Here is a 13403-nt window from a genome sequence, read left to right as displayed (position 1 = left end):
GCAGGAACGCGCCGCTGCATAAACAAAGAGCAGGCAAACCGTTCCCGCCTCTAGTTTGTCTAGTCAGCGTACTCATATTGGATTTTTATTTCAGTCTGACTTTTTCATTTTTCTCAAGCTGAATGATCTTACCATCCTGGACAACCAGGGTGATGGATCCGTATTTCATTGCCTGAAGCATTTCTTTTAGCTTTCCGATAACTTCTTCAAGCTGATCCTGCTCCCCCACGGACAGCCCCTCCCCAATACAAAAATAAAAAGCCTTCCATTTTAGAAAGACTTGTGAGGTGTATTCCCCTTATCTCCCAAAATGGATTCCATTTTGCTGGATTTAGCACCTTGCTTTCAAGCAGGTTGCCGGGTTTCAAAGGGCCAGGTCCCTCCACCGCTCTGGATAAGTATGATGTGTTATTGATTTCAAATTTTAGCACAATTCGAACGATTGTCAACCCGAGTTATCGGGTAGGTTTTATAAAAAATCTAAAAATGTGCGAATTACCCAGTGATTTCAGCAGCTTAGAATTTTTTTTGTCAGTAGGATACAATTAGCTAAAGAGGTGAAATTCATGAAAAAGACGATTGTTTCATGGAGCGGCGGAAAAGACAGTACAATCATGCTTCACAGGCTTTTGCAAAACCCGGAATATCATATCTCCGGACTTTTTACATCGATCAACCGGGTTGCCCGCAGCGTCCCTTTTCATGGAATCAGAGAGGATTTGCTTAAAGATCAGGCAGCAAGCCTCGGTCTTGCTATTCAATTCATAGAACTCTCTCCATCTCCATCTAATAATGAATATGAGGAGAGCCTGGGCGAATTTCTTAAAAGCTGCAAAGAAAATCAAATCACTCATGCTGCTTTTGGCGACATCTTTTTAAAGGATATTCGGGAATATAGAGAAAACCTTGTCATGGACAGTGGTTTACAGGCTGTTTTTCCTCTATGGAGAGAGCGGACCGACTCTTTGGCTGGACAATTTATAGCTGATGGCTATAAAGCGTTTATTTGCGGTATAGATGGATCGAAGCTTCCATATTCTTTACTGGGACATCACTATGATGGAGCATTCATTGAAACCATAAAAAAATCAGCCGATCCATGCGGAGAAAACGGGGAGTTTCATACCTTTGTGTACGGCGGACCGATTTTCAGCACAGAGCTTTCATTTGCGGCAGCCGGCACGGAAAACACGTTTTCTGATTTCCGTACACTTTTGCTGCAGCGGGAGGATAACACATGATTGGTAAAGCGTTCTTGTCACTGATTGGTTTTATGATGGCAGCAATCGGCTATTCCTTTTCCTTCTCTTCAAAATGGAGCAAAGAAGAGCTGAATGAAATAAGAATAACCGCAGCTGGCGGCTTTAAGTTATTTGCTGCTGGCGGCTTATTATATTGGTCCATTCTGGAGAAGACCGTTCCTGAAAAACAAACGGCCCTATTGTTTCACCTTAGCTTTCTGTTAATCGGCCTTGCCGGTTTTGCCTTATCAGTCTTCATTTGGTTCAGTTAATGCAATAGGGAATTCCATGTAAAAAGATGTTCCTTCCTTATTGCTGACAACCCGAAGTTCACCATGATGATTTTCAATGATCTTTCTTGAAATAGAGAGACCCAGGCCTGTTCCATCATCCTTCGTTGTATAAAATGGATCGAATATATGAACGAGAACCTCAGGCTCAATTCCGCTCCCGTTATCCGAAAAAGAAATTTGCACCATATCCCCGTATATGGCTGCTTTCACGTCAACCTTTAGTTTTTTATTCATGGTCTTTGCCTGCTGGGCGTTAGCAAACAGATTCATAAATACTTGCAGAAGCTCCTCCTTGTTTCCGAGGATAGCCGTTTCAGGGAGTATCTTTTTACAATCAATGATCAGATCCGTGTCATGCAGGAACGCTTCACTGTGAAGAAACTTGCCCAAATAGTTCTTGAGGAAGTCAGACACATACAGAGTCTCAAATGGCAGCGCCTCCGTTTTTGATAACCTCAAAAAATCCGTAATAATACCGTTCGCACGATCGAGCTCAGGAATAAGCAAAGCCGAAAACAGCCGGTTCATATCTGGACCGAGCTGTCCGCTGAGAAGCTGGAGATACCCCCGGACAGTGGTAAGGGGATTTCTGATCTCATGCGCGATTCCTGCTGCAATTCTCCCTGACATCGCCATTTTTTCAGCATCCTTTAAATTATTCAGAAAATGAAACACTCCGGCTACCCTGCTAATACTCCCATCGTGCCGTCGTATGATATATGTATTAACGATCCCATAATTGCGGTCCCACAATTCCCGATTGCGGATAGCCTGTCCGGTCTGAAGCGTTTCCAATATAGCAATCTGATGATCAGGAATACGCAGCAGCTCCCTGATATGTGTACCGATCACGGCTTCATGATCGGCCTTTAGATCGGCAGCTGACTGCCTGTTGCAAAGCGTAATCTTTCCATCAGCATCTGTGATGACTAGATGATGCGGTATCAAATCAGCCAGCGGAGCAAGCTTCTCCTCCAGCTTTTCAAGCAGGTCTCCTTCTAAAGATGTAATGGTAAACGAACCTTCTTGATCAGCAGCAGGCTGATGCTGATAAAATCTTCCTGATTCAGGATCCTTAAACTCAAAAGCAAAAGGAATCGAATCTATTAGCCGTTTATAAAATAGAAGTTCTTTTTGATCCCCGAATTCTTTCATTTCTTCCTCCAGCTTACATAATTGATCATTTCCCATTATAAGGGAGGATTACAGATCGTTCCAATGCTTTTTTGCAATCCCCGCAAAAGGAAAACCTCCTTCTATAATAGGAGGCATCAACTGTTATAGAGTTGGAATGTTATGTTTTTCTCTTACTTGGAACGCTGCTTCTGCCATACTGCTGTGTGACTGGAGAAGCTGAGCATAAAGGGCAGCAGATTCATCGACATTGGAAAGCCTGATAAAGGTATAAGGACCAATGGTGACAGACTGTCCCTCCGCCCACTCTTTCACTTCAAGATCATGTTCAAGCGGTTTGAAATTGAGCTTCGGTTCTGAGCCTTCCCACTCCGGAACAAGGTAATGGTAGTGTTTATCAAACCACTTTGTCATCCCGCATGCAGTTGCATGCTTCGACCCCCTTGCCATGAAAAACAGCTGTCAACGGAGGCAGAATTCTCTGTCCGGTGCCTTTAAGGAATCGGGTTAAAAATCCAGGCCATATCAAGCATTTGATCGCAGAATGTAAAATCACCGACCGGGACAAGATCAATGCCGGCATCTTTTTGCTTGCGCTGCTTTTCAGCTGCGTTCAAACCTCTCTCCTTTCGTATTAAACAAAAAAAGACTGACCCTAATCTCCCTGTCTGCTTCGCCTACAATGGCACAGACAGGTCTGACAAGGTTCAGTCCAAAACGGTCGATGACAAACAATAAAAAGAATCGTATGTAACACAATCTTTTTCACATCTTCCCCCGAAGATTGAAAACTCCAAGGAATAGCAGGTCTCCTGGCTTATGCTTCAGTCTTTTCTGCGCCTTCCCGTCCATAATGACAGTGGCTTTTCAGCAGAATCGTCAGCACGTACAGTTGCGGGGACAGCTCCGGATTATAACCGGATTAATTAAACCGCTATAAGCGGTACCTGTTATTCCTCTACAATATGAAATTGATAGTTTCTTTTATAGCATACTAGCTTTCACAATGGCAAGAGTAATCTTTCTATTCAGACAGAGGTTTCCGCCTTCCATTCGAGGGAAGAAGGATTTTCCCTCCACAATTCAAGCTTTTTAAGATCCTTTTCTTTAATACGGTTTTCCTCCCTGGCTATTTGAATGAGAGTCGAATAGTCTGTCAGGGTCCGGTATGAAATCAGCTCTTCGCTGAAGTTTTGATCAGCTGCGTCAAACTCATAAGTGAAAATTGCAGCAACACCCAGCACCTCCGCACCTGCTTGACGAAGCACCTTGGCGGTATGAATAGAGCTTCCGCCAGTAGATATCAGGTCTTCGATGACCACTGCCCGGTCGTTCTCTCCAGCTATTCCCTCAATCATATTGCCTTTGCCGTGTCCTTTGGCACTTCCGCGCACATAGCACATCGGCAGTCCGAGAATATCACTGACAAGAGCTGCATGGGCAATCCCAGCCGTTGCCGTTCCGGCAATCAGGGTAGCATCCGGATAATTCAGCTGAATTACTCGTGCCAGACCTTTAGCGATCTCACTGCGTATTTCCGGATAAGACAGGGTTAAACGATTATCGCAGTAAATAGGGGAAAGCATCCCGCTTGACCATGTAAACGGCTCGTTTGGCTTCAGTGTGACCGCCCCTATTTCAAGAAGTGACTTTGCAATTTTTTCTTTCATATCTTTACACCCTCCCAGTCCATTTGCATCTTTTTATACGCATTCAGCGGATGTTCTTTTTGAGTAATGCTTCTTCCGGCAACAAAATAGGTAGAATTTTCGCTGCGCGCCATTTCTGGTGTTGCGACTCTTGACTGATCCAGAGCCGCATCGCCTGCCAGCCGGATCCCAGGCGTAATGGTCATAAAATCCGGGCCAAATGCCTTCTTGATCTGTTTTGATTCCCATACGCTGCAAACAATGCCATCCAGTCCGGATTGCTTAACATTTTCTGCATAATGATGCACTGCCTTATACATGCTTCCTTCGATGAGGAGCTCCTCATTCATTACCTCTTGAGACGTACTGGTAAGCTGTGTGACCCCGATTAAATACGGGCGGTTCTGTCCTGCTGGAGTCCCTGCGATCAGCCCTTCCATCGCTGCCTCCATCATTGAGCGTCCTCCGGCTGCGTGGACATTGATCATGTCCGGCTGAAGTGAGGCAAGTGCCTTCATCGCCCTATTTACGGTGTTCGGTATATCGTGAAGCTTTAAATCCAAAAATACTTGATGGCCTTCATCCTTCAGCCATTCAATAACGGCTGGACCTTCCTTATAAAAAAGCTCCATTCCGGTTTTTACATACAGCTTTTCATTGCCCATTTCCTTCAAAAAGCGGGCAGTTTCTGCTTTATTTACAAAATCAAGCGCGATGATAATCGGGTTCCGGTGCATCCTCATGGCTCCTTCCTATACACTCCCGAACATGTCTGAAACCATATCTGCTCAGCATTTCAGGAAGTGCATCAATGATTTCAGAACAGATAAACGGATTGACAAAGTTCGCCGTTCCAACAGCAACCGCACTTGCGCCGGCATATAAAAACTCTAATACATCCTCTGCCGATTGAATGCCGCCCATTCCAATGATTGGGATGGTTACAGCACGGCTGACCTCATGAATCATCCGGATTGCCACAGGCTTGATGGCAGGACCTGAAAGCCCTCCTGTTTTGTTAGCCAAAACGGGTCTTCCGGTTTTCAGATCGAGCCGCATTCCAAGAAGTGTGTTGATCATTGTTAATCCGTCTGCTCCAGCCTGTTCCGCTGCGATTGCAATTTCAGAAATGCTCGTGACATTCGGCGACAGCTTGACATATACAGGCACGCTGGAAACCCGTTTTACTGCCGCGGTCAGGTCAGCTGCCATCTTAGGATCCGTACCGAATGCAATGCCCCCCGTTTTTACATTTGGACAGGAAATATTCAATTCCAGTGCCGCTACATTTGGAACCTGGCTGATTTGCTCGGCTACTTTCATGTAGTCCTCTATGCTCGACCCCGCTACATTGGCAATGATCGGTACATCAAAGGACTCAAGCCTTGGCAGCTCGCCCTGAATTACTCCCAAGAGGCCGGGATTTTGAAGTCCGATCGCGTTCAGCATCCCGCCGGGCGTCTCCGCCACGCGCGGCGTTTCGTTACCGAATCTCGCTTCAGGTGTAGCTGCTTTAATCATGATGGCACCGAGCTTGTTCAAGTCATAGAGGCTGGAGAACTCCTTGCCGAAACCGAAGCATCCGGAAGCAGGCATAACCGGATTTTTCAGCGATAATCCCGGAAGTGTTATGTTCAGCATGAAAGCACCACCTCACCCGCTCTAAATACCGGCCCGTCGCTGCATACTTTTTTGTAGCCGGCTGGATCATTTGGAATGTGGCACACACAGGCAAAGCAAGCTCCTATCCCGCAGCCCATTCTCTCTTCAAGGGAAAGGTATACTTCCCTTTCGGTATACCTGGTTTCAAGCGCCTTCAGCATTGGTGTCGGGCCGCAGGCGTATAAACGGTCAAACTCAATCTCATGATAGCTGATGGCGTCTGTTACGAATCCTTTCACTCCCAAGCTGCCATCCGTTGTAGAAAAATAGGTATCTCCCAGTCTGGCAAACTCTTCTTTATAGAAGGACGACTCTATATTTTCAAAGCCCAATACATGGACAGGCACTGCTCCTATGGCTTTCAGCTGGCGCGAAAGTTCATACAGGGGAGGAACGCCGATGCCGCCTCCTGTAAGCAAAACCTTTTTTCCTTTTAAAGAACTGTCAATAGGAAACCCGTTTCCGAGCGGCCCGATGACGTCTGCCTTTTCCCCAGGTTTTTTTTTAGAAAGAAGTGCCGTGCCTTCCCCGCTTTTTCTGTAGATGATGGTAAATGTCTTGTCCTCACGGCTGATTCTGGCAATGCTGATTGGTCTTCTAAGAAGAGGGACAAATGTTTCCGATACTTTTACATGGACAAACTGGCCGGGCTTCGTCATTTGAAGGGTCAATTCTCCCTGAAGAACCAGTTCAAAAATATTTGCGGCAATTTCTCTATGCGAAACAATCAGCATGTCTTCTTTTCCGGTCATGAATAAACAGCCTCCCGTCCGGGATTCAGCTCCTGCATCGCTTCTGTCGAAAAGCTCATGGATTCAAGAACCCTTAATATCGCTTTCGCTGTATCCAGTGATGTCAGGCACGGCACACCGTTTTCAACGGATTCACGTCGGATTTTGAAGCCGTCTCTTGCCGGCTGTTTGCCTTTTGTCAATGTGTTGATGACAAATTGCGCTTCTCCGTTCCGGATCACATCCAGCAGGTTCGGCTGCTCACTGATTTTATTGACAATTTTTGAAGGAATGCCCGCTTCCTGCAGGTATTCGGCTGTTCCGCTTGTTGCAAGGATCTGGTAGCCGATCCGGTTAAACCGTCTTGCAATTTCCAGGCCTTCCGTTTTGTCTTTATCTGCTACGGTCAGAAGAACAGATCCATATTTATGAATTTGAATTCCGGATGCAACCAATCCTTTATACAAAGCCTTTTCAAGAGTGGCGTCTTTCCCCATTACTTCCCCTGTGGATTTCATTTCCGGTCCAAGGGTAATGTCCACCATCCTTAGTTTCGCAAAAGAGAACACAGGTACTTTTACATATACTCCAGCCTTCTCTTCAATCAGGCCTGTTTCATATCCCATGTCCCTTAGCTTGTGGCCTAAAACCACTTTCGTTGCAAGATTCGCCATAGGCACGCCGGTAATTTTGCTTAAAAACGGAACCGTCCTGCTTGACCGCGGGTTTACTTCTAGGACGAACACATCACCTTTATAAATAACAAACTGGATATTCAGGAGTCCGGAGATATTCAGTCCCTTCGCGAGTGCGATCGTATGCTCAATGATTTTGTTTTTGCAGTCATCCGAAAGGGTTTGAGGAGGATATACCGCAATCGAGTCTCCGGAATGGACACCGGCTCTTTCTATATGCTCCATAATCCCCGGTATCACGATCGTCTCCCCGTCAGAGATCGCATCCACTTCAATTTCCTTGCCCGTTAAGTATTTGTCGATTAGGACAGGATGAGCTGGATTTACTTTCACTGCATTCTCCATGTAATGAAGCAATTCTTCTTCCCGGTAGACAATCTCCATCGCTCGTCCTCCTAATACATAGGAAGGCCGGACAAGGACCGGGTAACCAATTTCATTTGCAATTACGGCAGCTTCACTTGCCGATACAGCTGTTTTTCCAAGGGGCTGAGGAATTCCCAGGGTATTCAGAGTTTGCTCAAACTTATCCCGGTTTTCCGCCCGGTCCAAATCTTCCAAAGATGTTCCAAGAATTTTCACACCGCGTGCAGAAAGCTCATCCGCTAGATTAATGGCCGTCTGGCCGCCAAACTGCACGACCACACCAATTGGTTTTTCAAGTTCAATGACATGCATCACATCTTCAGCAGTGAGCGGTTCAAAGTAAAGCTTATCGGAGATGCTGAAATCGGTTGAAACCGTCTCTGGATTATTGTTAATAATAATTGCCTCATAGCCTGCTTCTTTTATCGCCCAGACAGAGTGAACCGTCGCATAGTCAAATTCTACTCCCTGACCGATGCGGATCGGGCCTGAGCCAAGAACGAGAACGCTCTCCCTAGCTGTTACCGCGGACTCATTTTCTTCTTCGTACGTACCATAAAAATACGGTGTGGACGATTCAAATTCGGCAGCACACGTATCAACCATTTTATAAACAGGCAGGAGTCCCGATTGTTTTCTGAGCTCATAGATTTCTCTTTCATCAGATGACCATAAATTTGCTATTGCCAGATCAGAGAATCCATTTGCTTTGGCTTCGTAAAGAACCTCCAGATCATATGGGCGGTTCGCCACATGCTTTTCCAGGGCAATAATTCCGGTTAGCTTATTCAGGAAAAATAAATCAATCCCGCTCCACTCGTGCAATGTTTCTGCTGAGACTCCTCTCCGAAGTGCTTCTGCAAGATAAAAGAGACGCTCATCTCCCGCTTTGCGGATTCTTTTTTCAATATGATGGTCGTCAAGCTCTGCTGCACTCTTCAATTCAAGATGATGGACATCCGCTTCGAGTGAACGGACCGCTTTCAGCAGCGATTCCTCAAATGTTCTTCCAATCGCCATTACTTCACCTGTAGCCTTCATTTGGGTACCAAGCCATCTGTTGGCGGATTCGAATTTATCAAATGGCCAGCGCGGAATTTTAGTAACGATATAATCCAATGCCGGTTCAAAGCAAGCGTATGTTTTACCGGTAACCGGGTTCATCATTTCATCGAGTGTAAGACCTACGGCAATTTTCGCTGCCAGTTTAGCAATCGGATAGCCTGTTGCCTTAGAAGCAAGAGCAGATGACCGGCTTACCCTCGGGTTGACTTCAATAATGTAATATTGAAAGCTGTCCGGATCGAGTGCGAGCTGAACGTTGCAGCCGCCTTCTATTCCAAGGGCCCTGATAATTTTTAGCGAGACATTTCTTAACAGCTGATATTCCCGGTCACTCAGCGTCTGTGAAGGTGCGACTACTATACTGTCACCAGTATGGATTCCGACAGGATCGAAGTTCTCCATGTTGCAGACGACAATCGCATGGTCCCCGCTGTCCCTCATGACTTCATACTCGATTTCCTTAAAGCCTGCGATGCTTTTTTCAAGAAGGCATTGGGTAACCGGACTTGCTTTTAACCCGTAAGCGACGATTTCGGCAAGCTCTTCCTCATTGCCGCAAATGCCGCCCCCTGTACCGCCAAGGGTAAATGCAGGGCGAACGATAATCGGATAGCCGATTACTTCAGCAAATGCGAAGGCTTCATCAATCGTATGAACAATTTCACTATCCGGCACCGGCTCGTTCAGCTCATTCATTAATCTGCGGAACAGGTCCCTGTCTTCTGCCTTTTGAATGGCCTCAAGGCTCGTTCCGAGTATTTCCACACCGCATTCATCGAGAACACCGGATTGGGCAAGCTCAACCGCAAGATTCAGGCCGGTTTGACCGCCAAGTGTAGGAACGAGTGCATCCGGTCTCTCTTTGCGGATGATGTTGCTGACAAACTCTGCTGTTAAAGGTTCGATATAAACTTTATCTGCGATTTCCGTATCCGTCATGATTGTGGCAGGATTGGAATTGACGAGAACGACTTCATATCCTTCTTCCTTTAGTGAGATGCACGCCTGAGTGCCTGCATAATCAAATTCTGCAGCCTGGCCAATGACGATCGGTCCAGATCCAATAACTAGTATCTTCTTAATATCTACACGTTTTGGCATAGTCGGTTTCCTGCCTTTCCTGCTGATTCAATCAGTTCCATGAATTGGTCGAACAATCCGTTTGCGTCTTCCGGCCCAGGTGATGCCTCCGGGTGGTACTGCACTGTAAAGGCGGCATGCTGATTATGCTTTAAGCCTTCAATCGTCCGGTCATTTAATGCAATATGAGTAACAGCTAATTCCGTTTGTTCAAGTGAACTCTCTCTTACTGTGTAGCCATGGTTTTGAGAAGTAATGGCTACTTTACCCGTTTCCAGATCCTTTACCGGGTGATTGGATCCCCTATGTCCGAATTTCATTTTTTCGGTATCCGCTCCGCATGCCAGAGCAAAAAGCTGATGTCCGAGGCAAATCCCGAATAAAGGAACTTTCCCTAAAACTCCCCTGATCATTTCAATGCCTTCCGGAACATCCTTTGGATCCCCAGGACCGTTTGAAAGCATAATGCCATCCGGATTTAGCTGAAGAATTTCTTCTGCAGAAGTATGAAATGGAACAACAACGACATCGCAATGCCTTTTATTTAATTCCCGGAGGATACCGTGCTTCATCCCATAATCAACAAGCACGACTCTTCTGCCTCTGCCGGGACTTGCATAAGGAGTTTTTGCTGATACTCTTTCCACCTGGTTCACAGGCAGGCGCACAGCTCTTAACTTCTCTAAAATCGTTTGTGGATCTGATTCACTTGAGCAAAGAGCGCCTTTTAGTGTCCCGTGGCTGCGGATGATTCTTGTGAGCCTTCTCGTATCAATCCCGGCAAGACCCGGGATATTTTTCATCTTCAAGTATTCGTCAAGCGAATACTCGCTTCTCCAGTTTGATGGGTGGACCGCATGCTCTTTCACAATGAATCCTCCGGTAAATGGAGTGATGGTTTCAAAATCATCGCGGTTGATCCCGTAATTCCCAATCAGCGGATAGGTCATCGTTACAATCTGCCCGCAATAGGATGGGTCAGACAGAATCTCCTGATAACCGGTCATACCGGTGTTGAACACGATTTCTCCAATTGATTCCCGTTCGCTTCCAAAGCCTTTTCCTGTAAAAATCGTTCCATCTTCAAGTATAAGCAATCGCTTCATGCCCGGACTCCCCTTTCATCGAATACCACGTTACCATTTGCAATGGTGAGAACCGGCCAGCCTGTGCAGCTCCAGCCTGCAAACGGTGTATTTTTCCCCTTTGAAACAAAGGTTTCAGGATCAATTTGCCGTTCGTCCGAGATGTTAATCATCACCAGATCTGCCGGGCCCCCCTCCTTCAAGGTGCCATAAGGCAATCCGAACGTTTTGGACGGCAGGATGGTCAGCCAGTTTAAAAGCTGCTGGAGCGTTGCCATTCCCGTTTTCACAAGGTTCGTATAAAGGAGCGGGAACGCCGTTTCCAGTCCTGTAATTCCGAATGGTGCGAGCTTCATCCCCTCCGCTTTTTCCTCAAGCGTGTGAGGAGCATGGTCTGTCGCGATAAAATCAATCGTTCCATCCAGCAGGCCTTCAATTAATGCCTCTCGATCCTCTCTCCCCCTAAGCGGCGGATTCATTTTGAAATTCGGATCAAGGCCGGGAATATCTTCATCACACAAGATTAAATGATGAGGTGTAACTTCTGCTGTTACATTAATGCCTGCTCTCTTCGCATCTCTCACTGTGCGTACAGATTCCTTCGTGCTGATATGGCATACGTGATAATGGCACCCTGCTGCTTCAGCGAGCAGGATATCTCTTGCAATATGTACAGATTCACAAACGGATGGAATCCCGTTTATCTGATGTTTTTCGGAAAACACACCTTCGTGGACCGATCCTTTATTAATGAGCGAATTATCCTCGCAGTGCGCTACAATGCTCACCCCCGCTTTAGCCGCCTCTTTCATCGCCTGAAGCATCATTCCTGCTTCCTGAACACCGACCCCGTCATCGGTTAGGGCAAATGCGCCCGCTGCTTTTAATTCGCTAAAGCTTGTTAGCTTTTTCCCAGCCTGCCTTTCTGTAATCGATGCGTACGGCAGAACTCTTACAGAGGCATTCTCGCGGATTTTCTCCATCAACGCCTCCATCTGCTCTTTATGATCTGGAACGGGGCGCGTATTTGGCATCGCAGCAATGGTTGTAAAACCTCCTTTTGCTGCTGCTTTTGTTCCCGTTTCAATCGTTTCTTTGTGTTCTCCCCCCGGCTCTCTTAAATGAACGTGAACATCAACAAAACCTGCTGACACAATGTGACCGGAGGCATCGATTATTTCTTTCCCATCTCTATGAATGGAATCATCTATTTTTGCAATCTTTCCTTCTTCAATTAGAAGATCCTGAATTTGAAACTGGCCTTCGCTGTTTAGTATGTTTGCCTGTTTAAGAATATAAGACATGGTGATCCTCTCCTCTTTTCAGCATTTTAGATTCAAGCGCTCTTGCCAGAACGGCCATCCTTACATATACTCCGTTTTCCATCTGTTTAAAAATTCTGGAGCGGCTGCACTCCACAAGACTGCTTTCGATTTCAACCCCCCTGTTTATTGGGGCAGGATGCATAATGATTCCGTGATCCTTCATATTTTTTTCCCTTTCAGCTGTTAATCCGTACCTGTCAAGGTAGGAGTGCGTATCTGCAGCAGCAGCCGAAGCATGACGCTCATGCTGAATTCTTAAGAGCATCACAACATCCGAATTCTCTATCGCCTCATCAACAGAGACGCTGTGTCCGAAAGCATTGAGCGGATCCTGCCATTCAGGCGGGCCAGAGAAAAGAACATTCGCTCCAAGCCTCGTGAGCGTTTCAGCATTTGACCGGGCCACCCGGCTGTGGCGGATGTCTCCGTGGATGCTTACGGTTAACCCTTTGAATCCGCCGAATTCTTCATGGATGGTCATCAGATCCAGCAGGGACTGTGTCGGATGATTTCCGCAGCCGTCCCCCGCATTTAGAATGGGAATGCCAACATGTTCCTTTAAGCTTTCAAAATAACGGTCCATTGGATGTCTGATGATGACTGCGTCCGCCCCGATCGCCTCCAGTGTCCGGACTGTGTCATACAGAGTCTCGCCTTTCTGAACACTCGAGCTTTCGGCCTGAAAGTTCAGCACTTGAATTCCCAGTCTTTTTTCGGCAACCTCAAAACTGAACCGTGTCCTCGTACTCGGTTCAAAAAACAGGTTTGCAGCAAATACCGGGTTTTCCTTCGGCGAAGGCAGATTCCCTGCTTTCATGCACTTTGCGTTATGAATGATTTCAAAGATTTCATCAATAGCGAGCTCAGACATGGTTAAAAGATGCTTCATCATTCCATCCCCCTTTTTGTTAGATCCTGTTTTCATTCAGTCAAAGAAACTGGTTCAAACAGACATGTTTTAAAAAGATCTAATAAAAACACCCTGAACGATCCGGTTCAGGGTGCAGGAAAACAGAAGGGCCATTCGGCCTTTCTTTACACCCTTTCAAGTCTCTCTGGACTTTATTTAAAAGGCGG

General features: G+C 46.3%; 14 protein-coding genes and 2 riboswitches. Of the genes, 2 read left to right on the top strand and 12 right to left on the bottom strand.

Going from position 1 to position 13403, the window contains the following annotated elements; genetic code table 11:
* Positions 1-85: 85 nt before the first annotated feature.
* Positions 86-229 (bottom strand): YezD family protein, encoded by a 144-nt coding sequence (locus tag WCV65_RS09550; RefSeq protein ID WP_082883918.1) that lies wholly within the window; start codon positions 227-229, stop codon positions 86-88.
* A 66-nt stretch (positions 230-295) separates the two neighbouring features.
* Positions 296-401: riboswitch (SAM riboswitch) on the bottom strand.
* A gap of 165 nt (positions 402-566) precedes the next feature.
* Between WCV65_RS09550 and WCV65_RS09545 the strand changes: the two genes are divergently transcribed.
* Together WCV65_RS09545 and WCV65_RS09540 are read left to right on the top strand one after the other, a co-directional pair.
* A complete protein-coding gene (locus WCV65_RS09545) occupies positions 567-1241 on the top strand; it encodes a hypothetical protein (RefSeq protein ID WP_338781856.1) in 675 nt (224 codons plus the stop codon).
* Positions 1238-1513: a hypothetical protein gene (locus WCV65_RS09540; RefSeq protein ID WP_338781855.1), complete on the top strand. Its 276-nt coding sequence runs from the start codon at positions 1238-1240 to the stop codon at positions 1511-1513. Before WCV65_RS09545 ends, WCV65_RS09540 begins: the two co-directional genes overlap by 4 nt.
* Here WCV65_RS09540 and WCV65_RS09535 read toward each other — a convergent pair.
* From WCV65_RS09535 to WCV65_RS09485, 11 genes are all read right to left on the bottom strand, one after another.
* The gene (locus WCV65_RS09535) at positions 1490-2689 is read right to left on the bottom strand and encodes an ATP-binding protein (protein ID WP_338781853.1); all 1200 of its coding nucleotides are present in this window, start codon (positions 2687-2689) and stop codon (positions 1490-1492) included. The genes WCV65_RS09540 and WCV65_RS09535 overlap by 24 nt on opposite strands.
* 123 nt (positions 2690-2812) lie before the next feature.
* Complete coding sequence (locus tag WCV65_RS09530) at positions 2813-3118, bottom strand: hypothetical protein (RefSeq protein WP_338781851.1); 306 nt, start codon at positions 3116-3118, stop codon at positions 2813-2815.
* Positions 3119-3162: 44 nt separating this feature from the next.
* Positions 3163-3285, bottom strand: a complete 123-nt coding sequence (locus WCV65_RS09525) for a hypothetical protein (protein WP_338781850.1) — start codon at positions 3283-3285, stop codon at positions 3163-3165.
* Between the two features lie 170 nt (positions 3286-3455).
* A riboswitch (cobalamin riboswitch) is annotated at positions 3456-3635 on the bottom strand.
* 61 nt (positions 3636-3696) lie between these two features.
* Positions 3697-4338, bottom strand: a complete 642-nt coding sequence (gene pyrE, locus WCV65_RS09520; protein WP_338781848.1) for an orotate phosphoribosyltransferase — start codon at positions 4336-4338, stop codon at positions 3697-3699.
* On the bottom strand, positions 4335-5054 hold the full coding sequence (gene pyrF, locus WCV65_RS09515; RefSeq protein ID WP_338781846.1) for an orotidine-5'-phosphate decarboxylase: 720 nt from the start codon (positions 5052-5054) through the stop codon (positions 4335-4337). Before pyrF ends, pyrE begins: the two co-directional genes overlap by 4 nt.
* Complete coding sequence (locus WCV65_RS09510) at positions 5023-5958, bottom strand: dihydroorotate dehydrogenase (protein WP_338781844.1); 936 nt, start codon at positions 5956-5958, stop codon at positions 5023-5025. Before WCV65_RS09510 ends, pyrF begins: the two co-directional genes overlap by 32 nt.
* A complete protein-coding gene (locus tag WCV65_RS09505) occupies positions 5952-6731 on the bottom strand; it encodes a dihydroorotate dehydrogenase electron transfer subunit (protein ID WP_338781842.1) in 780 nt (259 codons plus the stop codon). Before WCV65_RS09505 ends, WCV65_RS09510 begins: the two co-directional genes overlap by 7 nt.
* On the bottom strand, positions 6728-9937 hold the full coding sequence (gene carB / locus WCV65_RS09500) for a carbamoyl-phosphate synthase large subunit (RefSeq protein ID WP_338781840.1): 3210 nt from the start codon (positions 9935-9937) through the stop codon (positions 6728-6730). The genes WCV65_RS09505 and carB overlap by 4 nt, the downstream gene beginning before the upstream one ends.
* A complete protein-coding gene (locus WCV65_RS09495; RefSeq protein ID WP_338781838.1) occupies positions 9922-11022 on the bottom strand; it encodes a carbamoyl phosphate synthase small subunit in 1101 nt (366 codons plus the stop codon). Before WCV65_RS09495 ends, carB begins: the two co-directional genes overlap by 16 nt.
* Positions 11019-12305 (bottom strand): dihydroorotase, encoded by a 1287-nt coding sequence (locus tag WCV65_RS09490; RefSeq protein WP_338781836.1) that lies wholly within the window; start codon positions 12303-12305, stop codon positions 11019-11021. The genes WCV65_RS09495 and WCV65_RS09490 overlap by 4 nt, the downstream gene beginning before the upstream one ends.
* Positions 12289-13215, bottom strand: coding sequence for an aspartate carbamoyltransferase catalytic subunit (locus tag WCV65_RS09485; protein ID WP_338781834.1), 927 nt, complete (start codon positions 13213-13215; stop codon positions 12289-12291). Before WCV65_RS09485 ends, WCV65_RS09490 begins: the two co-directional genes overlap by 17 nt.
* Positions 13216-13403: the final 188 nt, after the last annotated feature.

This window comes from Metabacillus sp. FJAT-52054, from assembly GCF_037201815.1.
In the GTDB taxonomy this organism is placed as follows: domain Bacteria; phylum Bacillota; class Bacilli; order Bacillales; family Bacillaceae; genus Metabacillus_B; species Metabacillus_B sediminis.
This window is presented reverse-complemented; position numbering and strand designations above follow the sequence as displayed.

Coding starts and splice junctions, on each gene's coding strand:
- WCV65_RS09545 (WP_338781856.1), top strand. CDS start 567: ATGAAAAAGACGATTGTTTCATGGAGCGGCGGAAAAGACAGTACAATC.
- WCV65_RS09540 (WP_338781855.1), top strand. CDS start 1,238: ATGATTGGTAAAGCGTTCTTGTCACTGATTGGTTTTATGATGGCAGCA.
- WCV65_RS09535 (WP_338781853.1), bottom strand. CDS start 2,689: ATGAAAGAATTCGGGGATCAAAAAGAACTTCTATTTTATAAACGGCTA.
- WCV65_RS09530 (WP_338781851.1), bottom strand. CDS start 3,118: ATGGCAAGGGGGTCGAAGCATGCAACTGCATGCGGGATGACAAAGTGG.
- pyrE (WP_338781848.1), bottom strand. CDS start 4,338: ATGAAAGAAAAAATTGCAAAGTCACTTCTTGAAATAGGGGCGGTCACA.
- pyrF (WP_338781846.1), bottom strand. CDS start 5,054: ATGCACCGGAACCCGATTATCATCGCGCTTGATTTTGTAAATAAAGCA.
- WCV65_RS09510 (WP_338781844.1), bottom strand. CDS start 5,958: ATGCTGAACATAACACTTCCGGGATTATCGCTGAAAAATCCGGTTATG.
- WCV65_RS09505 (WP_338781842.1), bottom strand. CDS start 6,731: ATGACCGGAAAAGAAGACATGCTGATTGTTTCGCATAGAGAAATTGCC.
- carB (WP_338781840.1), bottom strand. CDS start 9,937: ATGCCAAAACGTGTAGATATTAAGAAGATACTAGTTATTGGATCTGGA.
- WCV65_RS09495 (WP_338781838.1), bottom strand. CDS start 11,022: ATGAAGCGATTGCTTATACTTGAAGATGGAACGATTTTTACAGGAAAA.
- WCV65_RS09490 (WP_338781836.1), bottom strand. CDS start 12,305: ATGTCTTATATTCTTAAACAGGCAAACATACTAAACAGCGAAGGCCAG.
- WCV65_RS09485 (WP_338781834.1), bottom strand. CDS start 13,215: ATGAAGCATCTTTTAACCATGTCTGAGCTCGCTATTGATGAAATCTTT.